The sequence below is a fragment of the Pseudomonas sp. MYb60 genome (assembly GCF_002979555.1).
In the GTDB taxonomy this organism is placed as follows: Bacteria; Pseudomonadota; Gammaproteobacteria; order Pseudomonadales; family Pseudomonadaceae; genus Aquipseudomonas.
This window is the reverse complement of the sequence record NZ_PCOZ01000002.1, coordinates 289,727-316,662: the sequence shown is the minus strand read 5'-3', so window position 1 is coordinate 316,662 and position 26,936 is coordinate 289,727. Positions and strand designations below refer to the sequence as shown.

The following is a 26,936-nucleotide window of genomic DNA, read 5'->3' as shown; positions in this document are numbered from 1 at the left end:
TAAACCCGATCAACTGTGGGAGCCGGCCTACCTCCCACAATGATCTTGTGTAGCCTCTAGTCTGGCTGCATGGCCTGAAACTCAGTGCGAACGTCAGGCTCCTGCCGAATCATGCGCTTCATCTTCGCTTCGAATGCCCACGTCAGGCTCACGGCCGCGCAGGCCAGGCCCAGCGCCAGGCCCCACCAGACGCCGGTCGGCCCCCAGCCCAACGTGAACGCCATCAGCCAGGCTGACGGTGCACCGATCAACCAATAGCAGCCTGCGCCGATCAGGAACGTGGTCTTGGCGTCCTTGAGCCCGCGAATGCAGCCCATGGCGATGGTTTGCACGCCGTCGAACAGCTCGAACCAGGCCGCCACGGCCAGCAGGCTGACCGCCAGGACGATGACGTCGTGAAAGGCGGGGTCGTTACGGTCGATGAGCAGTCCGATCAATTGTTCGGAAAACAGCCACAGCATGACAGCAAATCCCAACATCACCGTGGCCCCGAAACCGATGCCGACGCGACCGGCCAGGCGAGCCCGCTGCAACTGCCCGGCGCCATAGTGCTGGCCGATGCGCATGGTCACCGCGTAGGACATTCCCGCCGGCACCATGAAGGCCACCGAGACGATTTGCAGGGCGATCTGATGGGACGCCAATTGCGTACTGCCCATGGTGCCCATGCACAGCGCGGCAAACGCAAACAGCCCGACTTCCACCGCATAGGTACCGCCAATGGGCAGACCCAGGCGCCACAGCTCGCGCAGGTACTGAGTGTTGAGACGCAACAGGCCGGCGCCTAGCGGGTAGGCAGCGTAAGCGCGGTTGCTGCGGATGTACCAGAGCAACGCCAGCGCCATGCCGTTGGCGACGATCGCGGTGACCAGGCCGATGCCCACCAACCCCATCTTGGGCAGGCCGAACATACCTTCGATCAAGGCGTGGTTGAGCAGGTAATTGAGCACGGTGCCGCACAGGCTGATCACCATCACCGGGGTGGCCTTGCCAATGGCACTGGTGAAGCCGCGCAAGGCCATGAAGCTCAGGTAGCCAGGCAGGGCGAAGGGCAGGATCGTCAGGAACTGCCCCGCTGAATGCACGTTGGTTTCGGTCTGGCCGAACATCAGCAGCACCGGCTTGAGGTTCCACAGCAGCAGCCCGGCCGCCAGGGCCATCAACCAGGCGAGCCACAGGCCGGCCTGGGTCAGGCGGGTGGCGCCTTCTATGTCGCCCGCACCATGACGAATCGCCACCAGGGTGCCCACGGCCGCGATCACGCCGATGCAGAAGATCGACACGAACGAATAGCTGGCCGCCCCCAGGCCGCCGCCGGCCAATGCCTCGGGACTCAGGCGGGCCATCATCAGGGTGTCGGTGAGCACCATCAGCATGTGCGCCAACTGTGAGGCAATCAGCGGCCCCGACAGCCGCAGAATGGCCCAGAGTTCGGTACGTGCAGGATGCTGCATGATCATCACGCTCAACTAATCGTAATAGTGGGGAAGGGTTGATTCTCGGCGCTCCCAACCGATTGCACAAAAGGATAAAAGCGATCACGAGCATGACTAAAACTCATGTCGGATGAATCTGCTAGGTTACGGCATCACCCTGTAGGAATATTCCAGATGTCACGTCGTCTTCCTCCGCTTTACGCCTTGCGTGCATTTGAAGCCGCGTCCCGGCACAACTCGTTCACCCGGGCGGCGGAGGAGTTGTCGATCACCCAAAGTGCCGTAAGCCGGCATATCCGTACCCTGGAGGAGCATTTCGCCTGCCGCCTGTTCCAGCGCAGCGGCCGCACCCTGCAGCTCACCGAAGCCGCGCGCTTGTTGCTGCCCGGCGTGCGCGAGGGTTTCGCGGCGCTGGAGCGGGCCTGCCACACCCTGAACGCCGAAGATGACATCCTGCGCATGAAGGCGCCGTCGACCTTGACCATGCGCTGGCTGCTGGCGCGGCTCAGCCGCTTCCGCGCCTTGCAGCCGGGCAACGAGGTACAACTCACCAGCGCCTGGATGAGCGTGGATGAGGTGGACTTCAATCAGGAACCGTTCGACTGCGCCGTGCTGCTCAGCTTTGGGCACTTTCCGGCGGATTGGGAGGCCTGCTACCTGTTCCCCGAGCTGTTGATCCCGGTAGGCGCGCCGAACCTGTTGGATGACGGGCCCTGGGACGCCGAACGGTTGGCCACCGCCGAGTTGCTGCACCCCACGCCGGACCGTCGGGACTGGCGCAACTGGCTGGAGCGCATGGGATTGGCGTCCCAGGTGTCACTCAAGGGCGGGCAGGTATTCGATACCCTCGAACTGGGCATGATTGCCGCTGCCAGGGGTTACGGTGTGTCCATGGGCGACCTGCTGATGGTCGCCGAAGACGTGGCACAAGGACGCTTGAGCCTGCCGTGGCCGACCGCCGTGGCCAGCGGGGAGAATTACTACCTCGTGTGGCCGAAAACCCGTCCCGGTGGTGAGCGTTTGCGGCGCCTGGCGGACTTTCTGCAGGGCGAGGTCAAGGCCATGGAATTACCTGCGGTCGAGCACCTGTAACGGCTCGTTGCGCATCCGCTGTGCAATCGTTTGCGAGATACCCCTGCGCAGCGCTCAAGTATTGCTCTTGGCCGCCGAAGTAGGTGTGTTGGAACCATCGTGCCCAACGCTACCCACTAGATAATCTGCCGAGCAACGCTAAGAGATCAGGATGATCCTGGCCTCGGCCAGGAGCTGTCATGTCTCAACCTCGTGCCCGGATTGCCTCCCAGTTAGGTCTCGCGCTAGCCGTGATCCTGGCTGTCGCCATTGGCGGCAGCACCGTGTTTGCCTTGCGTTCTCTGGACTCTGCCAACCTCGATACCCGTGAAGAGCATCTGGCCAGTGAAGCGCGCCTGCTCGCCGACCAGCTCAACACGTTCCACAGCACGCTGCGTGAGAGCACGCAGCGGCTGACCGGGTTGTTCGAAAAGCGTTTCGGCGCCGGCTTGAAGGTACATGCCGACCAGCCTGTGACCGTGGCTGGCGTGCAGACCCCGAGCCTGTACCTGGGCAGCGAGGTGCTGAACAACAACTTTGATGAAGTCGACGAGTTCAAGCAGATGTCCGGCGGCGTGGCCACGGTATTCGTGCGCAGCGGCGACGACTTTATCCGTATCAGCACCTCCCTCACCAAGCAGGACGGCAACCGCGCCATCGGCACCGTGCTGGACCGCCAGGGCCCTGCGTATCAGCGTGTGCTCAGTGGGCAGACCTACATCGGCAGGGCGGTGCTGTTCGATCGCTCCTACATGACCCAATACAGCCCGGTGCGTGACAGCAGCGGGCAAGTCATCGCGGTGTTGTTCATCGGTTTTGACTACACCGATGCGCAGAACGCCCAGTTCGATAACCTCAAGCGCTTCCGTATCGGCCAGACCGGCTCCCTGGCGTTGCTCGACGAGCAAAAACGCTGGCTGGTGCCGCCGGCTGGCGTGCAGGCGCCGGACCAGGCGGTGCCGGTGATGCTGGACTTGGCCAAGGCGCCCGGCAAAGGTCGCTTCTGGACTGACAAGAACGAAGATTTCTACAGCGTGTCGGTGCCGTTCGATGGCGGTCCGTGGGCGGTCGTTGCCAGCATGCCCAAGGCCGAGATTCGTTCGGTCACCTGGGATGTCGGCATCCGCCTGGTGATCGGCAGCGTGCTGGCGATGCTGCTGGCGGTGGGCGCGACGGTATGGCTGCTGCGCAGCAAATTGGCGCCGCTGGGTGATTTGGTGCGCCAGGCCGAAGCCCTTGGCGCCGGCGACTTGAGCGCCAGGCTGAACGTCTCCAGCCATGACGAGATCGGCCAACTGGCCCGCAGCTTCAACCAGATGGGCGAAGCGCTGTCGACCATGGTCTCTCATATCCGCAACGCGGCCGAACAGGTCAACAGCCGCGCCCAGGCGCTGTCCGGGTTGTCTGGCGGTGCCTACGAGGGCATGGAGCAGCAGTCCGGCGAAATCACCAGCATGGCCGGCGCAGTGGAAGAGTTCAGCGCGACGTCGCTGAACATCGCCGACAACATGGGCAACACCGAGCGCCTGGCTCAGGAAAACGCCCAGCAGACCCGCATCGGGCGCAACTCGATGCAGGAAGCGTCGTCTTCCCTGGAACACATCGCCACCGCGCTGAACAGCACGGCCACGGTCATCAATACCCTGGGCCAGCGCTCCCAGGAAATTGGCGGGATCGTCGGCGTGATTACCTCCATCGCCGAACAAACCAACCTGCTGGCGCTCAATGCCGCCATCGAGGCGGCACGCGCCGGTGAGCAGGGCCGTGGTTTTGCCGTGGTCGCCGACGAGGTACGCAACCTGGCGTCGCGCACCCGCGAGGCCACCGATGAAATCTCCGGGATGATCCAGAGCATCCAGCAGGAAACCGGCAACGCCATCAGCACCATGGAGCGCGGCAACGTGCTGATGCAGGAAGGCCTGTCGCGCAATGCCGACGTGGCGTCGGCGCTGGCGCGCATCGACGAGCAAAGCCGCTCGGCCGGTCAGCAGTTTGCGGCCATCACCACCGCCACCCAGGAGCAGAGCAGCACCGCGACCTTGCTCAGCAGCAACCTGCAAAGCATTGCGCTGGCCAACAGCGAGCAGCGCGAAGTGGTATCGAACCTCGCGATCACCGCCAAGGAGTTGGAGACGCTGGCGGCGGGCTTGCGGCATGAGGTAGATCGCTTCCGCTGAGGCTCAGTTGATGGAGGCCGGGCGATATTGCAAGGCCTCCTTCAGATGCTCACGGGTGATGTCATTTATCTGCTCCAGGTCGGCCAGGGTGCGCGCTACTTTCAATAAACGATGCGCCGCCCTCAGCGACAGTGTCAGCCGCTCGCAGGCGGTCTCCAGCCAGCCTTCATCGACTTTCGTCAACGCGCAGTGCGTGCGTAGGCCGGGCAGATCGAGGAAGGCATTCGCACAACCCTGGCGCCGTAATTGTCGCTCTCGGGCCTCGGCAACCTCGGCCGAAGCCTTGGCTGTGTTATCGCCTGGCTGTTGGATCGGGTTCAGCGCAGTTGTTTCCCGCGCGACGGTCAGGTGCAGGTCGATACGGTCAAGCAATGGCCCCGAGAGCTTGTTGCGGTAGCGCTGGATCTGTTCCGGGGTGCAACGACAGCGGCCGGTAGGGTCGCCCAGGTAGCCGCAGGGGCAGGGGTTCATGGCGGCCACCAGTTGGAAGCGGGCCGGGAAACTCACGCGGTCGCGGGCGCGGGAAATGACGATTTGCCCCGATTCCAGGGGTTCGCGCAGGACTTCCAGGACCTTGCGATCGAACTCCGGCAGTTCGTCCAGGAACAGCACGCCATGGTGGGCGAGGGTGATTTCCCCTGGCTGCGGCTTTGACCCGCCGCCGACCAATGCCGGGCCGGATGCAGAATGGTGCGGCTGGCGGAACGGACGGTGCGGCCAATGGCTCAGCGGCGCCAGGCTGACCACCGACTGGATGGCCGCCACTTCCAACGCTTCCTGCTCACTCAGCGGTGGCAACAAACCCGGCAGGCGACTGGCGAGCAAGGTCTTGCCCGTACCGGGTGGCCCGCTGAACAGCAGGTTATGCGCCCCCGCTGCTGCAATCAGCAGTGCGCGCTTGGCGGCGAGCTGACCCTGTACTTCGCTCAAGTCCGGGTAAGGCTTGTTGAGGTACAGCAGGCCATCGGATTTGTACGGCTCGATGGGCTGATGCCCATTCAAGTGCGCCACCACCTGCAGCAAGTGGTCCACTGCGAACACCTTCAAGCCTGATGCCAGGCAGGCTTCTTCGGCATTCGCCCGCGGCACTATCACGGTGCGCCCGGCTTTGCGTGCCGCCAGGGCTGCCGGTAATACGCCTTTCACTGCCCGCACTTCACCGGACAGCGCCAGTTCCCCCAGGCACTCCACCTCGTCGAGCATCAACGCGGGCACTTGCACGCTGGCCGCGAGGATCCCTAGCGCAATCGCCAGGTCAAAACGCCCGCCGTCCTTGGGCAGGTCGGCGGGCGCGAGGTTGAGGGTGATGCGTCGGGATGGGTATTGCAGCGAGGAGTTGAGAATGGCGCTGCGCACCCGGTCCTTGCTTTCCTTGACCGCCGTTTCCGGCAAGCCGACCAGCGTCAGGGACGGCAAACCATTGGCCATATGCACTTCGACGGTGACGGCAGGCGCTTCGACGCCGACCTGGGCGCGGCTATGGACAATGGCGAGGGACATGCTCGTTCCTTGAAAAGTAGAGGCCGCATCCTGCGGTTTTTCAAGGGTAGACGAGGTGGGGAGGAGCGTGCCTCGGACGTTTTACAGAACGTATCCAGAGAGCAACGCTGAGCAAATGTGAGACCGCGTTTATTCAGCCGACGCAGGCGTCAACCGCGCTTCCAGTTCCGCGACTTTGGCTTCCAGGCTCTCCAGCCGCGCACGGGTGCGGGCCAGTACGACCATCTGGCTATCAAACTCTTCCCGGCTCACCAGGTCGAGTTTGCTGAAACCGCTTTGCAGCAATGCCTTGAATTGGCTTTCGATTTCATTGCGGGGCAACGGTGTGTCGCCGCTGAACAGGCGAGAGGCGTGGCCGCTCAGGGCATCGAGGAGATCTTTGGGCGCGAGCATGGGAAATATTCCGGAAAACTGTTGGCGGGCAGTGTATCACGCAGCGTCTATAGTCTTTTTTCACGTGGGCCAGCGCACGCTTTTCGCGCAAGGGGCCAGGCAGTCACGCACCGTTTTTGTGCGCATTAGGTTGATCAAAACGCCCGGCAGGTGGGCATCAGTGGGCAAAGGACTGATTTCAGTGATTTTTACGGAGCTGGCAAGGTTTCTGCTTAGACGATCATGACCCATGCACTGATGCAGTCGCTGTGACGAATGCAGTGCGCCGACGGATCAGGGGTACAGGTTTCGTCACCAGTGGTTTGCTGGCGTCGCAAAGGCACATGCCCAAGCGACGACGCGTTACAAAGCCAGGCACTGCGCTTAGACTTGAGACGGGTTTGTTTTCCTGGGGCAAGTCCACCAATTCGGGAGAGAGTTTTCATGAAGCTAGTCACTGCCATCATCAAGCCGTTCAAGTTGGACGACGTACGCGAATCGTTGTCCGAGATCGGCGTGCAGGGCATTACCGTTACTGAGGTCAAAGGCTTCGGTCGGCAGAAGGGTCACACCGAGCTGTACCGCGGCGCGGAATACGTGGTCGATTTCCTGCCGAAGGTGAAGATTGATGTCGCCATTGACGACAAGGATCTTGATCGGGTTATCGAGGCGATAACCAAGGCCGCCAACACCGGCAAGATCGGTGACGGCAAGATCTTCGTGGTCAATCTGGAACAGGCTATTCGCATCCGTACCGGCGAAACCGATACCGACGCAATCTAAGCCGCCAAACCCCAACGCCCCAGGAGAAAACAATATGACTCTGCGTAAATTCGCAGGGCTAGGAGCCCTGTTGTCCATCGTAATGCCAAGCCTGGCCATGGCGGCAGACGAAGTGGCTGCTCCAGTCCTCAACTCCGGCGACACCGCCTGGATGCTGACCGCCACCGCACTGGTGCTGTTCATGACCATCCCGGGCCTGGCGCTTTTCTACGGCGGCATGGTTCGCTCCAAAAATATTCTGTCGGTGATGATGCAGTGCTTTGCCATCACTGGCCTGATCAGCATCCTGTGGGTCGTCTACGGCTACAGCATCGCGTTCGATACCACCGGCATGGAACAGGGTGTCGTCAACTTCAACTCCTTCTTCGGCGGCATGGGCAAGGCGTTCCTGGCCGGTGTCACCCCGGACAGCATCACTGGCTCAGCGGCGCTGTTCCCGGAAGCCGTGTTCATCACCTTCCAGATGACGTTCGCCATCATCACCCCGGCGCTGATCGTCGGTGCCTTCGCCGAGCGCATGAAGTTCTCCGCGATGCTGATCTTCATGGCCATCTGGTTCACCCTGGTCTATGCACCGATCGCGCACATGGTCTGGAGCGGCAACGGTGGCCTGATGTGGGACTGGGGCGTGCTGGACTTCGCTGGCGGCACCGTGGTGCACATCAACGCCGGTGTGGCTGGCCTGGTGGCGTGCATCGTGCTCGGCAAGCGTAAAGGCTTCCCGACCACCCCGATGGCCCCGCACAATCTGGGTTACACCCTGATCGGCGCGGCGATGCTGTGGATCGGCTGGTTCGGCTTCAACGCCGGTTCCGCTGCTGCCGCCAACGGCACTGCGGGCATGGCGATGCTGGTCACCCAGATCGCTACAGCTGCTGCGGCGCTGGGCTGGATGTTCGCCGAGTGGATCACTCACGGCAAACCAAGCGCACTGGGCATTGCCTCGGGTGTGGTTGCTGGCCTGGTGGCAATCACCCCGGCCGCTGGCACCGTAGGCCCGATGGGCGCGCTGGTGATCGGCCTGGTAGCCGGTGTGATCTGCTTCTTCTGCGCCACCAGCCTCAAGCGCAAGCTGGGCTATGACGACTCCCTGGACGCATTCGGCGTGCACGGTATCGGCGGTATCGTCGGTGCGATCCTCACCGGTGTGTTCGCTGCACCGGCCCTGGGTGGCTTCGGCACCGTGACTGACGTGGCTGCGCAAGTCTGGATCCAGTGCAAAGGCGTCGGCTTCACCGTGATCTACACGGGTATCGTGACCTACGTCATCCTCAAGGTGCTGGACATGGTCATTGGCCTGCGAGTCACCGAAGAAGAAGAGGCGGTCGGCCTCGACCTGGCACAACACAACGAACGCGGCTACAACTTGTAAGTACGCGAAAAAAAATGCCCGGCTTGCCGGGCATTTTTTTGTCTGGCGTTTGTCAGTCATTGAGCGCTGTACCGGTTTTTGCGCCCAGTTTGTGATGGGCCGCACACGGTACTTTTCAGCCTGCGAATGTCTTACAGGCATGTAGGCGTATTCGGCACTTTGTTTTTTCCCAGAGCGCGCTAGAATGCGCGCCGATGGGCACATAACTGTATTTATCCGGGCGAGCACCGCGATCTTGGCGGTGCTCGTGAAGTCCTCGCCATCGTGCACGGTGATGGGGCATAAGCCACTGGTTATCTGGTGGATGTGATTTTTTTCCAGCGGCCTCGACAGGGGATGAAGCTGGGCTATAACTAATCTGCTTTTCGCAAGTCATGAGGTAGAACATGAGCGACGATGATCTGGAAAACGACGAACTCGAAGTAGGTGATGACGACGAGACCGAAGACAGCCTTGATGCAGCAGCCGTTGATGACGGCGCTGATGAGGCCGACGACGGTGGCGACGACGCCGCTGCTCCCAAGGCCAAAGGCAAGGCCAAGGCTGCCGTTTCGGTAGACGAACTGCCGAGCGTTGAAGCCAAGAACAAAGAGCGCGATGCCCTGGCCCGAGCGATGGAAGAATTCCTCGCCAAAGGCGGCAAAGTGCAGGAAGTCGAGGCCAACGTGGTGGCGGATCCACCGAAGAAGCCGGACAACAAGTACGGCAGCCGACCTATCTGAGGTCAGTACCTGCTTGTAGGAAAAAGCCCGCCGTCGCTGCGGGCTTTTTCATGCCTGGTGATTTACTTAAACCTTGTGGCGATCCTGATGTGAGAGGGTGCAAGCCCCCTCCCACATTTTGATTCTCAGTATTGTTTATACCGTGTCACTGCCAGTTGCGAAGCAAATTCGGCAACTCCGTCAGGCTTCGAATCTCGGCATCCGGACGCTTATCCGCATCCCACACCTTGCCCGTCGGGTTAAACCACACCGCTCGAAGCCCCGCCTGCTGCGCACCGGCAATGTCATCCCCCGGATGATCGCCCACATGCACCGCCGCACTGGCATCGACCCCGCCGCGCTGCAACGCTTCTTGAAACAACCGCGCATCCGGCTTCGCAATGCCGATATCTTCGGCGCGCAGGGCGAAGTGGAAGTAGTGCGCCAGGCCGACACGCTGGACATCCGCATTGCCATTGGTGATCACCCCCAACAGGAAGTGCTCGCGCAAGGTCTGCAACATGGGCTCGGCTTCCGGAAACGGTGTGAGCTGGTGACGTGCGTGAATGAATGCCTCAAAGCACACGTCAGCCATTTGCGTGGCTTCGGGCTGTGGATAACCGGCCTCTTCAAATGCCAGGGCCAGCACCCGGTGGCGCAACAGGCTGATGCGATGCTTGAGCTCGGGATGACGCTCCAGCACTTGCTGGCGCAGGCTGGCGAAATGCTCCAGCGGCAATTCGCCGACCTTGGAGGCATGGGTGGCCAGCCAGTCGCGCATCGACGCTTCGGCGCTGATGATGACGGGTACGTTGTCCCAGAGTGTGTCGTCCAGGTCGAAGGTGATCAGCTTGATGCTCATGAGTCGCCGCCCTTGATGCGTTTGGCCCGTGGATGGGCGCTGTCATACACCGTTGCCAGGTGTTGGAAGTCCAGATGGGTGTAGATCTGCGTGGTCTTGATGTCGGAGTGGCCGAGCAGTTCCTGCACCGCGCGCAGGTCCTGGGAGGACTCGAGCAGGTGGCTGGCGAAGGAGTGGCGCAGCATATGCGGATGCAGGTTCTGCCCCAGCTCACGCTCGCCCGCTGCCTTGACCCGCACCTGTATCGCCCTGGGTCCCAGGCGCCGCCCTTGCTGGCTGACAAACACCGCGTCGTCCGCCGGGTTGGTCAGCAGGCGCAGCGGCAGCCACAGTTGCAAGGCTTCGCGGGCTTTACGGCCCACCGGCAACACGCGGGTCTTGCTGCCTTTGCCGAGCACTTGCACCAGGCCATCGGCGAGGTCCAGTTGATCGAGGTTCAGGCTGGTCAGCTCTGACAGGCGCAAGCCCGAGGAATAAAACAGTTCCAGGATCGCCTGGTCGCGATGGGCCAGGAAATCATCCTCGACCGCGCCATCCAGCAATTGCAGGGCGCGATCGGTGTCGAGGGTCTTGGGCAGGCGCCGTTCGCCCTTGGGCGGGGACAGGCCGTTGGCCGGGTCGTGATCGCACAGGCCTTCCCGGTTCAGGTAGTGATACAAGCCGCGCACCGCCGAGAGCAGGCGCGACAGGCTGCGTGAAGATTGCCCCGCCTGGTGCAGGCGCGCGACGAGGCTGCGCAGGCTCTGGATATCCAGGGCCTTCCAGCTGCCGATGTGGTTTTTTTCGCAGTACGCCAGGACCTTGTTCAGGTCCCGCCGATAGGCTTCCAGGGTATGGGGCGACACCTGTCGCTCGTTGCGCAGGTGTGCGCAATAAGCGTCCAGTTGCCGTTCCATGACTAGCGCACCGCGCGCAGGGCGGTGGTGAAGCGCGGCAACTCGCGGCTCAGCACTTCAGCGATGTAGGTCAGGAAGAGTGTCCCTACCGAACTCTTGTAGTGCCCGGGGTCACGACTGGCAATGGCCAGCACGCCATGCAAGCCCTGATGGTTGAGGGCGACCACGGCGGTAGAGCCGATCTGCTTGCGTTGTTCTGCCCCGAAGAGGAAGTCCAGCTCATGCTCGCGCAACGTGCCGCTGACGCTCTTGCCTTCGGACAGCAAGCCGCCGATGGCAGTGTGAGCGTCGGCGCCGCTGACCCAGCGACCCACGGGCATCGGGTTGTCGCTGAACAGGATCAGGCTGACAAAGGGCACCTGGAAGTCCTGCCGCAGGCTGTCTTCCACGGCGATCACGGTTTCTTCCAGGCTGGTGGCGTCGAGCAGGGCAAGGATCAGGCGGCGGGTCTTCTCGAACAGACGGTCGTTGTCACGGGCCACGTCCATCAGGTGCGAGAGCTTGTGGCGCATCTCGATGTTGCGCTCGCGAAGAATCTTCATCTGCCGCTCCACCAGCGACACGGTGTCGCCACGCTGGTGAGGGATGCGCAACGCCGGCAGCAGTTCCTCGTGCTCGACGAAGAAGTCCGGATTAGCCTCAAGGTACGCCGCGACGGCAGCGGCCTCCAGACTGTCGCTCGGGGATGCGTGTGCGGGTACTTGAGGCTTATCGGTCATTGGATTGGCTCACTCATAGACGGACCTGTCCTTCGTATACGCGCGAAGCCGGCCCGGTCATCATTACCGGGTGGCCCGGGCCTGCCCACTCGATGGACAAGCGTCCGCCGGGCAGGTCGATCAACAGTGGCGAATCCATCCACCCCTGGCTGATCGCGGCCACGGCAGCGGCGCAGGCACCGGTGCCGCACGCCTGGGTTTCACCGGCGCCGCGTTCCCAGACGCGCAGTTGTGCGCGGGTACGGTCGATCACCTGCAGGAACCCTACGTTGACCCGTGCGGGGAAACGCGGATGGTGTTCGATCTTCGGCCCCAGCTCATGCACGGGCGCATTGTTGATGTCGTTGACCCGCAGCACGGCATGGGGGTTGCCCATGGACACGGCCGCCAGGTCGACAATCGTGCCGTCGACGTCAACCGCATAGCGGGTCGCCTGCTCGGTGGCCTGGAACGGAATGTCCGCTGGCACCAGACGTGGCGCGCCCATGTTGACGCTGATCTGGCCGTCGCTGCGGATGTCCAGTTCGATCACGCCGCTCTTGGTCTCGACACGAATCTGGCGCTTGGCGGTCAGGCGCTTGTCCAGCACGAAGCGGGCGAAGCAGCGCGCACCGTTGCCGCACTGTTCGACTTCGGAGCCGTCGGAGTTGAAGATCCGGTAGCGGAAATCCACCTCCGGATTGCTTGGCGCTTCGACGAGCAGCAACTGGTCGAAACCAATCCCGGTATGCCGGTCGCCCCACTGTTTGGCGTGCTTGGGCAGGATGTGCGCGTGCTGGCTGACCAGGTCGAGAACCATGAAATCATTGCCCAGCCCGTGCATTTTGGTAAAACGCAGCAGCATGGCTTACTCCGGCAGCAGGCTTTCGCCAGCATACAACTCGGCTACCGTCTCGCGGCGACGCACTTCAAACGCTTGATCACCGTCCACCAGCACCTCGGCGGTACGGCCGCGGGTGTTGTAGTTGGAACTCATGACAAACCCATAGGCACCGGCCGAATGCACGGCCAGCAGGTCGCCTTCTTCCAGGGCCAGCTGACGATCCTTGGCCAGGAAGTCGCCGGTTTCGCAGATCGGGCCGACGATGTCATAGGCGCGGGCTTCGCTGTCGCGAGGCGTCACCGCGGTAACATTCATCCAGGCCTGGTACAGCGCCGGGCGGATCAGGTCGTTCATCGCCGCGTCGACGATGGCGAAATCCTTGTGCTCGGTGTGCTTGAGGTATTCAACCTGAGTCAGCAGCACGCCGGCATTGGCGACGATATAGCGGCCCGGCTCGAACAGCAGCGCCAGGCCACGGCCTTCGATGCGCTCGCGCACGGCCTTGATGTAGTCGGCGATCGCCGGTGGCTCTTCATCGCGATACCGCACGCCCACGCCACCACCGAGGTCGATGTGGTGCAGGTAGATGCCACACTCGCCCAAGCGGTCGACCAATGCCAGCAGGCGGTCGAGGGCATCGAGGAATGGTGGCAGCGTGGTCAGTTGCGAGCCGATATGGCAGTCGACACCCAGCACTTCCAGGTTCGGCAGTTGGGCGGCGCGGATGTACACGTCCTCGGCGTCGGCAATGGCGATGCCGAACTTGTTCTCTTTGAGACCGGTGGAAATGTACGGGTGAGTGCCCGCATCGACGTCCGGGTTGACGCGCAGGGAGATCGGCGCGCGAACACCCATCTCGGCGGCCACCACCTGCAGGCGCTCCAGCTCGTCGGTGGATTCGACGTTGAAGCAATGCACGCCGACTTCGAGGGCGCGGCGCATGTCGTCGCGGCTCTTGCCGACGCCGGAAAATACAATCTTGTCAGCCTGGCCACCGGCGGCCAGTACGCGTTCCAGCTCGCCACGGGAGACGATGTCAAAACCGGCACCGAGGCGCGCCAGGACATTCAATACACCCAGGTTGGAGTTGGCCTTGACCGCGTAGCACACCAGGCTCGGCGTGCCTTCCAGCGCATCGGCGAAGCTGCGGTACTGGGCCTCGATGTGAGCACGGGAATACACGTAGGTCGGGGTGCCGAAACGTTCGGCAATCGCGGACAGCGCCACGCCTTCCGCGAACAGCTCGCCGTCCCGGTAGTTAAAAGCGTCCATGAAATTCCCTTAGTAGGTGTCGTGCTTATGCGCTTTTGCAGGTTTTTGCGACGATTGCGCCTGCTCATTCGGGTCTTTGCTGTCATCGGGCAGGTACAGCGGGCCTTTTTGACCACAGGCACTAACGAGGCAAGCGACCGCGACGAGCGCAGCAAGGGAAGAGATCAGGCGCTTCATGGCGAAATCCTTGAATATGCATTAATTGCGCCCGAGTATACCGACCACCCGCCAGCTTGCCTATGCGCTGAAATACCCGTCCGGCGGGGGTTTGCCGAGAGGGTTGCGAAGCGGGCTACGCTGGCCGGGGATTTTTCGTACCGCCAATCGCGATGGAATCGGTATCCTTTGCAATCGGCGGGGCTCGCCCGTATCGTGCGGCGCTTGAGCAAAACCAGACATTTTTGAGGTTGCCACAATGAGTTTGACCGAAGCCCGTTTTCACGACCTGGTGGATGCGACCCAGCAGGCGCTGGAAGATATTTTCGACGACAGCGGCCTGGACGTGGACCTGGAAAACTCGGCCGGCGTGCTGACCGTCAAGTTCGAGAGCGGTCAGCAGTTGATCTTCAGTCGCCAGGAGCCGCTGCGTCAGCTCTGGCTGGCGGCGCGTTCCGGTGGTGTTCACTTCGACTACGACGAAGAAAGCGGCAAATGGCAGTGCGACAAGAGTGAAGAACTGTTGGGCGAGATGCTCGCGCGCCTGGTCGAAGAATACACCGGCGAAACGCTGGATTTCGACGAGATCTGACAGTGACCGAGCCTGCAGTTGTACGCCCACCCAAGCCGCTGTTCAGCAATGTCAGCCCGGCGGTGCCGTCACCTTGTATCAGCTTGTGTCGCCTGGACGAGCAAAAAGTCTGCCTCGGCTGCTTTCGCCACGTCGAAGACATCCGCGAATGGCGCTCTGCCGACGATGCCCGGCGCCGGGTGATCTGCGCCCAGGCCGAGCGACGTCGAGCCGGCGCCTGAGGTCGTCTTGTTTATTTGTGACGCTGTGGTAGTGTCCGGCTACGCCTCAACTCATCGAGGCCCGTGAGAACCCCGCCTTTTTCTGGCGGGGTTTTGCTTTTTTGTGCAGAAAAAAGGAGTCTGCCCGAATCATGACCACCGCACCGTCCATCATCCTCACCCGTCTTGACGTGCAGCGTCTGGAGCAACTGATCGACCGCCTGGGCGACGACTCCCCCGGTGTCGAAGCGTTGCAAGCCGAACTCGACCGCGCCGAAGACGTGGTTGGCCACGATGAAGTACCTGCGGGTGTCGTGACCATGAATTCCAACGTGCATTGCCGTGAGCAAGGCAGCGGCAAGGACTACCACCTCACCCTGGTCTATCCCAAGGACGCGAATGCCGACGAAGGCAAGATCTCTATCCTGGCGCCAGTCGGCAGTGCCTTGCTCGGCTTGCAGGTAGGCCAGCACATCGACTGGCCGGCGCCGGGTGGAAAGACGCTCAAACTGGAGTTGCTCAGTGTTGACGAGCAGCCGAAGGACGGCGGTCCCTTCCCGCTTTAAATCTGGCTCAACGCCTCGTTGAGCGACAGTTCCAGCTCAGCCTTGTAGCGCAGGTACAGGTTGCTCGGGCTTTGTACATCACCGAGCAGGCCGGACAGGTCCAGGTCGGTGATGTAGCAGCGGTAGCGTTCGGTTTCCTGGCGCTGGCCGACGATCTGCCGGGCGACCACCGCAAAGAGTTGGTCGCCAAACTCCAGTTCGGAAAACTCCCGCTGATTGCAGTACAGGGTCACGCTCACCTGGCCCGGTGCGCCTTTGCCGATAATCGCCTGCACGTCATAAAACCCTTTGTTCGCCGGGTGCTGCGGGGCTGGCCGCGGTTCAATTGTGCGTGCGCGGTTGTGGCCTGAGGGCAACAGTTGGTAGTAAAGGATTTGCAGCCCGCCCGGTGTCAGCTGCGGGTCGACCGGCGACAGCGCGTCGCGGCGATAAATGATCGACTGGAAAAAGCGCTGCAACGGCACCAGCAGGCTCTGTTCGTCATGGAACGGTAGGCGTTGTTGCCACAGTGCGTTGAATTCATCCAGCACATAGACGTCGGCGAAACCCTCGTTGACCCGATAGAACACCTGCACGCAATCGGCCATGCCCATGGGCAGCAGCAGTGCCAGGTCGTGACCTTCCAGGGCCATGGCGTCCAGGTGCAACGGGCTGTAGCTGGCCAGTTCTTCGCAGAGGTAGGCGAGCAGCGCATCCTGGGTCATCAAGGGCACATGGGTGGCCTGGCCTAGGGTCAGTTCCATCACGTGGTAGTGCTGTTGCACCTGCAGCAGGTAGCGGTGATTGGACTGGCCGAGCAGCAGGTTCTGCGCGGTATCGAAGATCTCCTCTACACGCTGGGCAATGAATTGCGCGCGGTTGTGACAGAAGCAGCGCACCCGCAGCCGGGGCAGGTGATTGGGCGGTAGCTGGTTGAGGTAGTCACGCAGGCAATCGAGCAGGGCATGGGGACCGTCATAGCGGCTGACCAGCACCTCGTTCCAGCTGTTGAGGGTGACCTGGTCGAGGGTCAGCACCAGGTTGTCGCGCACACCGGCATAACTCAGGGAATCGGTGCGCTCGGTGGTCATCAGGATATTCAGGTCGCGATGGTGCTTGAGCGGGTCGACGCCGACGTTGACCAGCAGCAGCACGTCCTCGGGCACCGCCGAGCGCAGCAGGCGCTCTTCATCGACGCTGGCCAGGGGCAGGGCAATGGTCTGCTGCAGGCTGCCCAGCAGGTTGAACAGCTCGAATTCGGTCATGTCGCTGTCGCCGGGGTGCAGGGCCAGGCGGGTGCTGCTGTCGATCACGCCGTTGCGATGACACCAGGTGAGCATTTCCAGCAGGTCACGGCTGCGTTTGATCGGCGCGAAGTGTTCGGATTCCAGCGCGGTAAGGCTGCCGTTGTACAGCCCCCAATAGTGCTGGCCGGGCTCCTTGCGGTTGGGCGCTTGCACCAGGGTCAGGGTGTCCTCGGCCAAATCCGGGGCGATGCCGGGGTTGATGAACTCGACCTTGCCGGCCTTGCGTTCAAACGCTGCGTACAGGCGCCGGCCCAGCACATTGAGGTCGCGCTTGTTGATCAGGCTGGCGGTCTGCTCGGTGCGGGCGAACTGGGTCAGGAAGCGGTAGCTGTAGTTGAGCTCATTGACCAGCGCGCGGCGTTCGGTGGCCACCTGGCGGACTTTCCACTGGCTGCGGCTGTCCAGCAGGGCCAGTTGGCGATGGTCCCAGCCCCACTCGTGGGCCAGGCGCTCCAACAACAGGCGTTGCCAACTGGTGGTGCGCTGACCGGCGCTGAGTTTGCGGTTGACCTTCAGGTACAGCGCGCGCCGCACCAGTTCCAGGCGGTCCGGCTCGTTGCGCGCCGTGAGGTATTCCTCGATACGCCGGTAGACCACGATGTACGGGTCCAGCTCGTCCAGGTCCATCTGGTTGGCGAACACAGCGCGCTTGAAGCGCAGGCTCAGGCAATGCACGTTCGGGTGCTCGCTGGCGTAGACCTCGGTGAGCAGCAGCTTGAGCACCGACTTGTAGGGCGACTCGATGCCCTTGAACAGTTGCCACAGCCCGGCGCCGATGAACTCCCCCGGAGGAATGTGTGCCAGATGGCCAAGGTCGAGGGTTTCGTCGGCGCGGATGAAACGCTTTGAAATCAGCGTGTGGGTGAACTCGGCATAGCGCTTTTCTTCATACACCGGCACCAGCCACCAGATCGGCGTACGTCCGGCTAGCCAGATGGCGGTGCGGTAGAACTCGTCCAGCAGCAGGTAGTGCTGGGTGGTGCCGCAGTCGTCGGAGCTGAGCTGGGTGTCGCGTTCGCCGAGTACAAAGCGCGTGGGGTCGATGAGGAAGAAGTGGGCTTCGGCGCCCATGGTCAAGGCCCAGGTTTCCAGCAGGTGGCACTTCTTGCGCAGCTCGGCCAACTCGGATTCACCGAGGTCCGGCGCGTGGCAGACCCACACGTCCATGTCGCTTTGGTCGGCTTGGGCCAGGGTGCCGAGGCTACCCATCAGGAACAGGCCATGGATCGGCCGGGGTGGGTTGCCGTGGCGTGTCTTGTAGGAGAACGAACGGGTCAGGCGCTGGGCTTCGGTCAGGGCCTGCGCATCGGGTTCGAAGTTCGACAACCCGGCGGGTGTGCTGCCGGAAACATAGCCGGGCAACAGCGGATGATTGACGTGAAAAAACAGCGGCAACAGGCTCAGCACCGTCTGTTGGCGTGGGGTCAGCCCTTCGACGGCCCGGGCCATGCGGCCTTCGTTCAGTGCCATGAAACGTGCACGCAGCTGGGCCAGCACCTTGCGGTCGATGCCTTCGTCCAGGTCAGGGCGGATTTCATGGGTGCGGGTCATGTCGGACTCAGTGGCTCGCAGGGCCCGACGCGGGCGGCCATGTAGGAGTTTACAGCCAGTCGCCTGGGAGGTTTAGCGGGAAATGGTTTTTGGCGCCAAAATTTTGTGCGGCCCACGGCAGCGCCCTCGGAATCCGCAGATCGCGGATCCCATGGGCGGTATCAGGTGTCAGGCAGCTTCTTTGGTACTGGCAGTGGTCAGAATGGTCAGCAGGGTTTGCGCCTGCTCGGCAGCATCGCGCCCCAGGCTCGTCAGGTAGCCCCCGTCCGGCTGGTCGATAAGGCCTTTGGCGTGGAGGCGCTTGGCGGCGGCAATGGCAGTGGGGGCGGCGGTCTGGTGGACTTTCAGACCTTCCTTGGTGCTGTCTAATGGGAAGAGTACAAGGATTTCCAGTTCGGCAACCAACTCAGGGGTATACGACATAAGGACTCCAGACTTTCTAAGAATTTATTAGAGGCTAGCAGGCCATAAGGTGAACGCACTTTGCCGAACTGTCCAGTGTGTTGCCGCGTGTTGAAATTATTGTTTTTCGGGCGGCAGTGTCGGCAACGCGCGCAGTGCAGTTTCATACCATTCGGTATTGAACGCGCGGTCTTCTTCCAGCAGTGCATCGATCTCGACGGCCAGCACGTGGGCCATCAATTGCAGGATTTCTTCACGCTCATAGCCGACCAGGGTCAACTTGTTGAACGTGGCCTTGGCGGCCGGCGGGTTATCGCTTTCGATCTGGTTTTCGATGGCGTCGATCAGTGTGGTCTCGGCGAATTCTTCTTCGTCGTTGTCGATATCGGTCGGCTCGCTCATGGCAGGCTCCTCAAGGAAAGGTCGCCAGTCTACCCCCATTCAGCCGGCTGATGCTGCTGGTCAGAACGCGCGCAGGGATCTATAAATCCTGCAGCCAACCCCTCACTCGGCCTGGAGGAATCTGCCATGCTCAAGCTCTACGGTTTTTCAGTCAGCAACTACTACAACATGGTCAAGCTGGCGTTGCTGGAGAAGGGCCTGCCCTTTGAAGAAGTGCCTTTCTACGCGGGCCAGACGCCCGAAGCCCTGGCCGTGAGTCCCCGAGGCAAGGTGCCGGTGCTCGGCGTCAAACAGGGTTTCATCAATGAGACCAGCGTGATCCTTGAGTACATCGAGCAAACCCAGGAAGGTCTCGCGCTATTGCCGGCGGATCCCTACCAGCGCGCCCAGGTGCTGGCGCTGTGCCGGGAAATCGAGCTGTACATCGAGTTGCCGGCGCGGGCGTGTTATGCCGAGGCGTTTTTTGGCATGTCGCTACCCGAGGCGATCAAGGAAAAGTCCAAGGCTGATCTGTTGCTGGGGATGGCCGCGTTGGGGCGACACGGGAAGTTTGCGCCGTATGTGGCAGGGGAGAGTTTTACGATTGCCGACCTGTACTTCATGTACAGCGTGAACCTGGCCTGCGGGGTGGGCGAGAAGCTGTTTGGCGTGGATTTGCTGGATGGGTTGCCAGCGGCCAAGGCGTTGCTGGAGAAGCTGCACGCAATGCCCAACGCGCAAAAAGTGGCGGCTGACCGGGAGGCGGCGATGCCGGCGTTCATGGCGATGATTGCGGCAAAAAAATAGAGCGTTGGTGTCTGTGGTGAGGCTTTCGCGGGCAAGTCCGCTCCCACACTTGACCGAGTTCCAACCCTGGAATGCAGTCGAATGTGAAAGCGGGTTTGCCCGCGATGCGTTTTAGCGGCTTGCCAACAGTGCCTGGCCGCGTGCAACGGCTGCCTTGACCTGCGCCGGCGCAGTGCCGCCCACGTGGTTACGGGCATTGACCGAGCCTTCCAGCGTCAGCACGGCGAACACGTCCTGCTCGATCTGGTCGCTGAACTGGCGCAGCTCTTCCAGGCTCATTTCCGCCAGGTCCTTGCCAGTGTCCACGCCGTATTTCACGGCGTGGCCGACGATTTCGTGGCAGTCACGGAACGGCAGGCCACGGCGCACCAGGTAGTCCGCCAGGTCGGTCGCGGTGGAGAACCCGCGCAGCGCCGCTTCACGCATGATCGCGTGCTTGGGCTTGATCGCCGGGATCATGTCGGCAAAGGCACGCAGCGAGTCGCGCAGGGTGTCGGCGGCGTCGAACAGCGGTTCCTTGTCTTCCTGGTTGTCCTTGTTATAGGCCAGCGGTTGGCCTTTCATCAGGGTCAGCAGGCCCATCAGCGCGCCGAATACGCGGCCGCTCTTGCCCCGCACCAGTTCCGGCACGTCAGGGTTTTTCTTTTGCGGCATGATCGAGCTGCCGGTGCAGAAACGGTCTGGCAGGTCGATGAACTGGAATTGCGCGCTGGTCCACAGCACCAGCTCTTCGGAGAAACGCGACAGGTGCATCATCGCGATGCTGGCCGCGGCGCAGAATTCGATGGCGAAGTCCCGGTCGGACACGCCATCCAGCGAGTTGCCGCCCACGGCGTCGAAGCCCAGCAGTTGTGCGGTGTATTCGCGGTCGATCGGGTAGGTGGTGCCGGCCAGCGCGGCGCTGCCCAAGGGCATGCGGTTGGCGCGCTTGCGGCAGTCCACGAGACGCTCGTAGTCGCGGCTGAGCATTTCGAACCAGGCCAGCAGGTGGTGGCCGAAAGTCACCGGCTGCGCGGTCTGCAGGTGGGTGAAGCCGGGCATGATGGTGTCTGATTCACGCTCGGCCTGTTCCAGCAAACCTTTTTGCAGGCGGGTGATCTCGGACAGGATCAGGTCGATTTCATCACGTATCCACAGGCGGATATCGGTCGCGACCTGGTCGTTACGGCTACGGCCGGTGTGCAGTTTCTTGCCGGTCACACCGATACGGTCGGTGAGGCGGGCCTCGATGTTCATGTGCACGTCTTCCAGGTCGACGCGCCAGTCGAACGTGCCGGCTTCGATCTCGCCCTGAATGGTGTGCAGGCCGTCGATGATGGCGTCGCGCTCGGCGTCAGTCAGCACGCCGACCTTGGCCAGCATCGTCGCGTGGGCGATTGAGCCCATGATGTCGTGGCGGTACAGGCGCTGGTCAAAGGTGACGGAGGCGGTGAAGCGGGCGACGAAGGCGTCGACGGGTTCACTGAAGCGGCCGCCCCAGGACTGGTTGGTCTTGTCGGTGCTCATGGATTCGCTCGTGATCTGCTTAATAGAGGCATGGAAGTGTGCCCGCGATAATAACAGGGTTGCCGTTGGAGGCGGTGCTGTGGGTCGTCGGCATTTTTATTTGTGCAAAGGTGGCTAAGTGCCTTGCCGTCGACCGCGTCCCGGACGAGACTGGAGACAGGGGCATATTGAAACGATATTTGACGATTGAGCAATGTCGTTCCAGTGAGCGTCTACAGTTGGACTGATAGTGTGTGAATGCACCAAAGTCGGGTGATGCGGTCAGAGCCCAGACTAACCATTTAAACGGGGGGTATTCGGATTGTGTATCAGCAAACCCTATGACGATGCCCAAAGGCAGCAGGTCTTGGGCGCTCTTGAACAGGTCCGGGTAAATATGGGTGCCGCTTCCACGGCACTTTTTGCCGCTCGCGCTAGTCTTAGCGTGGATCGCAGTGACGCAAGTCACCGCACCTGTCTACGCTATCCTTGTGCGAGACTCACGCAGGAATCCAGTGCAATATGAATGTCCTGATCGTTGATGACGAACCCCAAGCCCGCGAGCGACTGAGCCGTCTGGTCAGTGAGCTCGAGGGTTATACAGTCCTTGAACCGAGCGCCACCAACGGTGAGGAGGCGTTGACGCTGATCGACAGCCTCAAGCCGGATGTGGTGCTGCTTGATATCCACATGTCAGGGCTTGATGGCCTGCAGGTTGCTGCCCGCTTGAGCGAGCGTGAATCGCCGCCTGCGGTGGTGTTGTGCGCGGCCCAGGAAGAGTTTCCCTCGCAGACGCTGGAAGCCAGCGGCGTCAGTTTTGTCGTCAAGCCGGTGACGGCCGAAGCGCTGCTCAAGGCGCTGAAAAAAGCCGAGCGCCCCAATCGCGCCCAACTCGCCGCGCTCACGCAGCCCGCTGCCCAGAGTGGCAATGGACCACGCAGCCATATCAGTGCGCGTACGCGCAAAGGCATCGAGTTGATCCCCTTGAATCAAGTGGTCTACTTCATTGCCGATCACAAATACGTGACCCTGCGCCATGAGGGCGGTGAGGTGTTGCTCGACGAGCCACTCAAGGCCCTCGAGGATGAATTCGGCGAGCGCTTCGTGCGTATCCACCGCAACGCGCTGGTAGCCCGCGAGCGCATAGAGCGTTTGCAGCGCACGCCTCTGGGACACTTTCAGCTGTTCCTGAAAGGGCTCAATGGCGACGCGCTGATCGTCAGCCGACGCCATGTCGCCGGTGTGCGCAAGATGATGCAGCAGCTTTAGCCCGAGGGCGGCAGTCCTGATCCCGGTGCGGCGTAGCCAGGAAGGCCCCGCACTTGCTGATTCAAATCAAAGCGTATTTGCCTGAGCTGTTATTATCTGCCGTATCTATTCAGTACGGATTGATCCATGTCCTCTCGCGAAATCCGCATCGCCACCCGTAAAAGCGCCCTGGCCTTGTGGCAGGCCGAATACGTCAAAGCACGCCTCGAGCAGGCCCATCCCGGCCTCACGGTGTCCCTGGTCCCGATGGTCAGTCGCGGCGACAAGCTGCTGGACTCGCCGCTGTCGAAAATCGGCGGCAAGGGCCTGTTCGTCAAGGAATTGGAAACGGCGCTGCTGGAAAACGAAGCCGACATTGCCGTGCATTCGATGAAGGATGTGCCCATGGACTTCCCTGAAGGCCTGGGCCTTTTTTGTATCTGTGAGCGCGAAGACCCGCGCGACGCCTTCGTTTCCAATACTTATGCATCCCTGGATGATTTGCCCCTGGGCAGCATCGTCGGCACGTCGAGCCTACGGCGTCAGGCCCAATTGCTGACGCGCCGCCCGGACTTGCAGATCCGCTTTCTGCGCGGCAACGTCAACACCCGCCTGGCCAAGCTCGACGCCGGTGAATACGACGCGATCATCCTGGCGGCAGCCGGCCTGATCCGCCTCGGTTTCGAAGACCGCATCACCTCGGCCATCAGTGTCGAGGACAGCTTGCCGGCTGGCGGGCAGGGCGCCGTGGGCATCGAATGCCGTACCGCCGACAGCGAGATCCACGCCCTGCTCAAACCGCTTGATCACCACGATACCGAGGTTCGCGTCACCGCCGAGCGCGCCCTGAACAAACACCTCAACGGCGGCTGCCAGGTACCGATCGCCTGCTACGCCGTGCTTGAAGGTGACAACCTGTGGCTGCGTGGCCTGGTGGGCGATCCGGATGGCGGCACCTTGCTGACCGCCGACGTGCGTGGCCCGCAGGGTGATGCCACGGCGCTGGGCATTCAGGTGGCCGAAGCGCTGCTGGACAAGGGCGCCGGCGCCATCCTGCAAAAAGTCTACGGCGAGGCCGGGCCGCAGTGACCCCATGGCGAGTGCTGCTGACGCGGCCTGCCGAGGAGTCGACGGCCCTGGCGGCAGCGTTGTCCGACGCGGGCATTTTCAGCAGCAGCCTGCCTTTGCTGGAAACCGCACCGTTGGCGCTCACGGGCGAACAACAGGCGGTGTTTCGTGACTTGGGCCGCTATTGCGCGGTGATCGTCGTGAGCAAGCCCGCCGCGCGCCTTGCTGTACAGCTGTTGGATCAGCCTTGGCCGCAACTGCCCTGGTTCAGCGTGGGCGCAGCCACTGCACAGGTGCTGGCTGACCACGGCCTGGACGTGCACTACCCCAAAACCGGTGACGACAGCGAAGCCTTGCTTGAGTTGGCGGCCTTGCGCGAGGCTGTCGCACGGCCTGGTGCCCGGGTCTTGATCCTTCGCGGGGAGGGCGGGCGAGAGTTGCTGGCGCAGCGTTTGCGCGAGCAAGGTGCTAGTGTCGACTACCTGGAACTGTATCGTCGTTTCCTCCCGGCCTATGCCGTGGGTGAACTGGCCCGGCGCATCCAGTTGGAACGCTTGAACGGCCTGGTGGTCAGCAGTGGGCAGGGTTTGTTGCACCTGCACGCCCTGGCCGGCCCCGATTGGCCCCGGATGGCACAGTTGCCGTTGTTCGTGCCCAGCCCGCGAGTCCTGGAGATGGCGCGGGACGCTGGCGCAGAAAAAGTTGTGGATTGTCGCGGTGCGAGTGCCGCGGCTTTGTTAGTGGCGTTGCGCAGTCATGACGCCGCCACTCTCTGATACGCAAAGGACGGATACGTGAGCGAAACAGCCTTGCCTAAAGAAGAAGTCCAACCCGCCATTGATGCGCCGGTTGAGTCGCCTGTCCCTGCGCCGCGCCGTGGCAATGGCCTGGCAATCGTCGCGCTGCTGCTGGGCGCCGCCGGTGTTGCCGCCGGGGGGTGGGGGATTTGGCAGGTTCGTGCCCTGCAAGCCAGCAGCCAGCAACAGTTGGGGCAGGTACAGACCCTCGACGATCAATCCCAGTCCCTCAAGCAGAGCCAGCAGCAACTGGCTGCACGCCTGGCGCAACTGCCGGGGGCGGATGAACTCGAAGAGCGCCGTCGGTTGGTCGCGCAGTTACAAGGTGATCAGCAGCGTTTGAGCCAGCGCCTGGAAACGGTACTGGGCTCAAGCCGCAAGGACTGGCGTTTGGCCGAGGCCGAGCATTTGATCCGCCTGGCGAGCCTGCGCCTGTCTGCCCTGCAGGATATCAACAGCGCCCAAGCGTTGGTGCAGGGCGCCGACGAGATCCTGCGCGAGCAGAGCGATCCAGGTTCCTACGCTGCCCGCGAGCAATTGGCCAAGAGCCTCGCCGCGTTGCGCAGTACCGAGCAACCGGATCGCACCGGGCTGTATCTGCAATTGGCAGCGTTGCGTGATCAAGTCGTGCAACTGTCGGCCATCGCGCCGGAATACCAGCTCACCGAGCCGGGTTCCGAAGGTCGCCCGACCACCGATACCGATAGCCGCTGGCGCCAGTGGTGGGAGCAGATTTCCCGTTATTTCCGCATTGACTTCAACCCCGACGACAACATTCGTCCGTTGCTCGCCGGCCAAGGCCTGAACCAGGTACGCCTGGCGTTGAGCCTGGCCCTGGAGCAAGCGCAGTGGGCGGCGCTCAATGGCGAGTCGGCGGTGTACAGCCGCTCGTTGGGCGAGGCGCGCAGCGTGCTGCAGGACAACTTCAACCAGGACAACCCGCAGAGCAAGGCCATGCTGGCGCGTATCGCCGAACTTGAGCCCAAGGCCGTGTCGGTGGTGACGCCGGACCTGGCCGCGAGCCTGGCTGCAGTGCAGGCTTATCTGGAGCGTCGTCACTTGTCTGCCGATGAAGCCAAGGCCGCGGCCGCGCCGGCGAAGCAGGAGTAGAGCCGATGAAACGTTTCTATGTGATCCTGGTGCTGGCGATCGCGATCGCCCTGGCACTCGCCGTGGGCATCTCGAAACACACCGGCTATGTGCTGATTACCTATCCGCATGTGCTGCATTACGAGTCGAGCCTGTGGGCCACCGTGGTGGCGGTATTTGTCATTGGCCTGGCGATCTACCTCGTGCGCGTGCTGCTGGGCCTGCTTACCACCTCCGGTGGGGTGGTCAATCCTTGGTCGCGACGCAACCGCAGCCGCCGCGTGCAGATCGCCATCGAGCAGGGCCAGATGGACCTCGCCGAGGGCCGCTGGGCCAGCGCTGAGCGCCACCTGCACCGAGCCGCTGAAGCCGAGCGCCAACCTTTGCTCTATTACCTCGGAGCGGCCCGTGCCGCCAACGAGTTGGGCCGTTACGAAGAGTCTGACGGCTTGCTGGAACGTGCCCTGGAGCGTCAGCCCCAGGCCGAGTTGGCGGTGGCCTTGAGTCACGCGCAACTGCAGCAGGATCGTGGCGACACGGAGGGTGCGTTGACGACGTTGCAGGCGATGCATGAGCGTCATCCGCACAACGCCCAGGTTCTGCGTCAGTTGCAGCGCTTGCATCAGCAACGCGGCGACTGGTCGGCGGTGATCCGCCTGCTGCCGGAGTTGCGCAAGGACAAGGTTCTGCCTGCCAGCGAACTGGCCGAGCTGGAGCGTCGCGCCTGGGGTGAAAACCTGAGCCTGGCGGCCCAACGCGAAGAGCAAGGCGAGGCGGGCCTGCAGTCGCTGGAGCGTGCCTGGCAGCAACTCACCTCTGCCCAGCGCCAGGAGCCGCAGTTGGTGCTGGCCTATGCCGAGCAGTTGCGCCAGCTGGGCGCCGACGTCCAGGCTGAAGAGGCACTGCGTGGCGCCATCAAGCGCAGTTACGACAGTCACCTGGTCCGTCTTTATGGCCTGCTGCGTGGCAGCGACCCTGCACGGCAATTGAAGTTTGCCGAAGGCTGGCTCAAGGACCATCCCGGCGATGCGAGCCTGTTGCTGACCCTGGGCCGTCTGAGCCTGCAAAACAGCCTGTGGGGCAAGGCGCGGGACTACCTGGAAAGCAGCCTTCAGGTGCAGCGCAACCCTGAGGCTTGCGCCGAGTTGGCGCGACTGCTGGCCCAACTGGGTGATACCGAGCGCAGCAATCAGTTGTTCCAAGAAGGCCTGGGGTTGCTGGACAACCGCCTGCTGGCTTCGCCGCTGCCGGCTCCCGCCAGGGTTTGACGTAGGAAATAAGCCGAGGGTTGGCGCAGATGTATCCGAGAGCCAACCCGTCGAAG

Annotated in this window: 27 protein-coding genes; 14 read left to right on the top strand and 13 right to left on the bottom strand. The window is 62.3% G+C overall.

What is annotated here, in order from left to right:
• Positions 1–56 precede the first annotated feature (56 nt).
• Positions 57–1,460 carry a NorM family multidrug efflux MATE transporter gene (locus CQ041_RS04260; RefSeq protein WP_105521247.1) on the bottom strand — a complete coding sequence of 468 codons (1,404 nt, stop codon included), beginning with the start codon at positions 1,458–1,460 and terminating at the stop codon, positions 57–59.
• Positions 1,461–1,610: 150 nt separating this feature from the next.
• Here CQ041_RS04260 and CQ041_RS04255 point away from each other — a divergent pair, with 150 nt between their 5' ends.
• A complete protein-coding gene (locus tag CQ041_RS04255; RefSeq protein WP_105521246.1) occupies positions 1,611–2,528 on the top strand; it encodes a LysR substrate-binding domain-containing protein in 918 nt (305 codons plus the stop codon).
• Positions 2,529–2,707: 179 nt separating this feature from the next.
• Positions 2,708–4,684, top strand: coding sequence for a methyl-accepting chemotaxis protein (locus CQ041_RS04250; RefSeq protein ID WP_105521245.1), 1,977 nt, complete (start codon positions 2,708–2,710; stop codon positions 4,682–4,684).
• Between the two features lie 3 nt (positions 4,685–4,687).
• On the opposite strand, the gene CQ041_RS04245 is transcribed toward CQ041_RS04250, so the two are convergent.
• Together CQ041_RS04245 and CQ041_RS04240 are read right to left on the bottom strand one after the other, a co-directional pair.
• On the bottom strand, positions 4,688–6,184 hold the full coding sequence (locus CQ041_RS04245) for a YifB family Mg chelatase-like AAA ATPase (protein ID WP_105521244.1): 1,497 nt from the start codon (positions 6,182–6,184) through the stop codon (positions 4,688–4,690).
• Positions 6,185–6,313: 129 nt separating this feature from the next.
• Positions 6,314–6,577 (bottom strand): accessory factor UbiK family protein, encoded by a 264-nt coding sequence (locus tag CQ041_RS04240; RefSeq protein WP_105521243.1) that lies wholly within the window; start codon positions 6,575–6,577, stop codon positions 6,314–6,316.
• 423 nt (positions 6,578–7,000) lie between these two features.
• Between CQ041_RS04240 and glnK the strand changes: the two genes are divergently transcribed.
• From glnK to sutA, 3 genes are all read left to right on the top strand, one after another.
• Positions 7,001–7,339, top strand: a complete 339-nt coding sequence (glnK, locus tag CQ041_RS04235) for a P-II family nitrogen regulator (protein WP_002555808.1) — start codon at positions 7,001–7,003, stop codon at positions 7,337–7,339.
• Between the two features lie 34 nt (positions 7,340–7,373).
• Entirely contained in the window at positions 7,374–8,711 is a 1,338-nt protein-coding gene (locus tag CQ041_RS04230) for an ammonium transporter (RefSeq protein WP_105521242.1), read from the top strand.
• Positions 8,712–9,097: 386 nt separating this feature from the next.
• Positions 9,098–9,433: a transcriptional regulator SutA gene (sutA, locus tag CQ041_RS04225; RefSeq protein ID WP_105521241.1), complete on the top strand. Its 336-nt coding sequence runs from the start codon at positions 9,098–9,100 to the stop codon at positions 9,431–9,433.
• Between the two features lie 145 nt (positions 9,434–9,578).
• On the opposite strand, the gene CQ041_RS04220 is transcribed toward sutA, so the two are convergent.
• From CQ041_RS04220 to CQ041_RS04195, 6 genes are read right to left on the bottom strand one after another with little or no spacing between them, the layout of a single operon-like run.
• On the bottom strand, positions 9,579–10,274 hold the full coding sequence (locus CQ041_RS04220) for an HAD family hydrolase (RefSeq protein ID WP_105521240.1): 696 nt from the start codon (positions 10,272–10,274) through the stop codon (positions 9,579–9,581).
• Entirely contained in the window at positions 10,271–11,170 is a 900-nt protein-coding gene (gene xerC, locus CQ041_RS04215; protein WP_105521239.1) for a tyrosine recombinase XerC, read from the bottom strand. The genes CQ041_RS04220 and xerC overlap by 4 nt, the downstream gene beginning before the upstream one ends.
• A 2-nt stretch (positions 11,171–11,172) precedes the next feature.
• A complete protein-coding gene (locus tag CQ041_RS04210; protein ID WP_105521238.1) occupies positions 11,173–11,889 on the bottom strand; it encodes a DUF484 family protein in 717 nt (238 codons plus the stop codon).
• Between the two features lie 13 nt (positions 11,890–11,902).
• On the bottom strand, positions 11,903–12,733 hold the full coding sequence (gene dapF / locus CQ041_RS04205; RefSeq protein ID WP_105521237.1) for a diaminopimelate epimerase: 831 nt from the start codon (positions 12,731–12,733) through the stop codon (positions 11,903–11,905).
• A gap of 3 nt (positions 12,734–12,736) precedes the next feature.
• Positions 12,737–13,984, bottom strand: coding sequence for a diaminopimelate decarboxylase (gene lysA / locus CQ041_RS04200; protein WP_105521236.1), 1,248 nt, complete (start codon positions 13,982–13,984; stop codon positions 12,737–12,739).
• Positions 13,985–13,993: 9 nt separating this feature from the next.
• Complete coding sequence (locus tag CQ041_RS04195) at positions 13,994–14,161, bottom strand: lipoprotein (RefSeq protein WP_017845169.1); 168 nt, start codon at positions 14,159–14,161, stop codon at positions 13,994–13,996.
• Between the two features lie 238 nt (positions 14,162–14,399).
• Between CQ041_RS04195 and cyaY the strand changes: the two genes are divergently transcribed.
• The 3 genes from cyaY (at position 14,400) to rnk (ending at position 15,498) form a co-directional block, all read left to right on the top strand.
• Positions 14,400–14,732, top strand: coding sequence for an iron donor protein CyaY (gene cyaY, locus CQ041_RS04190; RefSeq protein WP_105521235.1), 333 nt, complete (start codon positions 14,400–14,402; stop codon positions 14,730–14,732).
• Positions 14,733–14,734: 2 nt separating this feature from the next.
• Positions 14,735–14,953: a DUF1289 domain-containing protein gene (locus tag CQ041_RS04185; RefSeq protein ID WP_105521234.1), complete on the top strand. Its 219-nt coding sequence runs from the start codon at positions 14,735–14,737 to the stop codon at positions 14,951–14,953.
• Positions 14,954–15,084: 131 nt separating this feature from the next.
• Entirely contained in the window at positions 15,085–15,498 is a 414-nt protein-coding gene (gene rnk, locus CQ041_RS04180) for a nucleoside diphosphate kinase regulator (RefSeq protein ID WP_105521233.1), read from the top strand.
• On the opposite strand, the gene CQ041_RS04175 is transcribed toward rnk, so the two are convergent.
• From CQ041_RS04175 to CQ041_RS04165, 3 genes are all read right to left on the bottom strand, one after another.
• On the bottom strand, positions 15,495–18,335 hold the full coding sequence (locus CQ041_RS04175; protein WP_105521232.1) for a class I adenylate cyclase: 2,841 nt from the start codon (positions 18,333–18,335) through the stop codon (positions 15,495–15,497). The genes rnk and CQ041_RS04175 overlap by 4 nt on opposite strands.
• A gap of 168 nt (positions 18,336–18,503) precedes the next feature.
• Positions 18,504–18,758: a TIGR02647 family protein gene (locus tag CQ041_RS04170; RefSeq protein ID WP_003195403.1), complete on the bottom strand. Its 255-nt coding sequence runs from the start codon at positions 18,756–18,758 to the stop codon at positions 18,504–18,506.
• A gap of 96 nt (positions 18,759–18,854) precedes the next feature.
• Positions 18,855–19,139 carry a hypothetical protein gene (locus CQ041_RS04165; protein ID WP_105521231.1) on the bottom strand — a complete coding sequence of 95 codons (285 nt, stop codon included), beginning with the start codon at positions 19,137–19,139 and terminating at the stop codon, positions 18,855–18,857.
• Positions 19,140–19,265: 126 nt separating this feature from the next.
• On the opposite strand from CQ041_RS04165, the gene CQ041_RS04160 reads away from it, so the two are divergent.
• On the top strand, positions 19,266–19,925 hold the full coding sequence (locus CQ041_RS04160) for a glutathione S-transferase family protein (RefSeq protein WP_105521230.1): 660 nt from the start codon (positions 19,266–19,268) through the stop codon (positions 19,923–19,925).
• A gap of 111 nt (positions 19,926–20,036) precedes the next feature.
• Here CQ041_RS04160 and argH read toward each other — a convergent pair whose 3' ends face one another.
• A complete protein-coding gene (argH, locus tag CQ041_RS04155; RefSeq protein ID WP_105521229.1) occupies positions 20,037–21,431 on the bottom strand; it encodes an argininosuccinate lyase in 1,395 nt (464 codons plus the stop codon).
• Positions 21,432–21,932: 501 nt separating this feature from the next.
• On the opposite strand from argH, the gene CQ041_RS04145 reads away from it, so the two are divergent.
• From CQ041_RS04145 to CQ041_RS04130, 5 genes are all read left to right on the top strand, one after another.
• The gene (locus CQ041_RS04145; RefSeq protein WP_105521227.1) at positions 21,933–22,679 is read left to right on the top strand and encodes a LytTR family DNA-binding domain-containing protein; all 747 of its coding nucleotides are present in this window, start codon (positions 21,933–21,935) and stop codon (positions 22,677–22,679) included.
• A gap of 126 nt (positions 22,680–22,805) precedes the next feature.
• Complete coding sequence (gene hemC, locus CQ041_RS04140; RefSeq protein WP_105521226.1) at positions 22,806–23,747, top strand: hydroxymethylbilane synthase; 942 nt, start codon at positions 22,806–22,808, stop codon at positions 23,745–23,747.
• The gene (locus tag CQ041_RS26505) at positions 23,744–24,502 is read left to right on the top strand and encodes a uroporphyrinogen-III synthase (RefSeq protein ID WP_122557351.1); all 759 of its coding nucleotides are present in this window, start codon (positions 23,744–23,746) and stop codon (positions 24,500–24,502) included. The genes hemC and CQ041_RS26505 overlap by 4 nt, the downstream gene beginning before the upstream one ends.
• 18 nt (positions 24,503–24,520) lie before the next feature.
• Positions 24,521–25,633: a uroporphyrinogen-III C-methyltransferase gene (locus tag CQ041_RS26500; RefSeq protein ID WP_122557352.1), complete on the top strand. Its 1,113-nt coding sequence runs from the start codon at positions 24,521–24,523 to the stop codon at positions 25,631–25,633.
• 5 nt (positions 25,634–25,638) lie between these two features.
• Positions 25,639–26,880 carry a heme biosynthesis protein HemY gene (locus CQ041_RS04130; protein WP_105521225.1) on the top strand — a complete coding sequence of 414 codons (1,242 nt, stop codon included), beginning with the start codon at positions 25,639–25,641 and terminating at the stop codon, positions 26,878–26,880.
• The last annotated feature ends 56 nt before the right edge of the window (positions 26,881–26,936 follow it).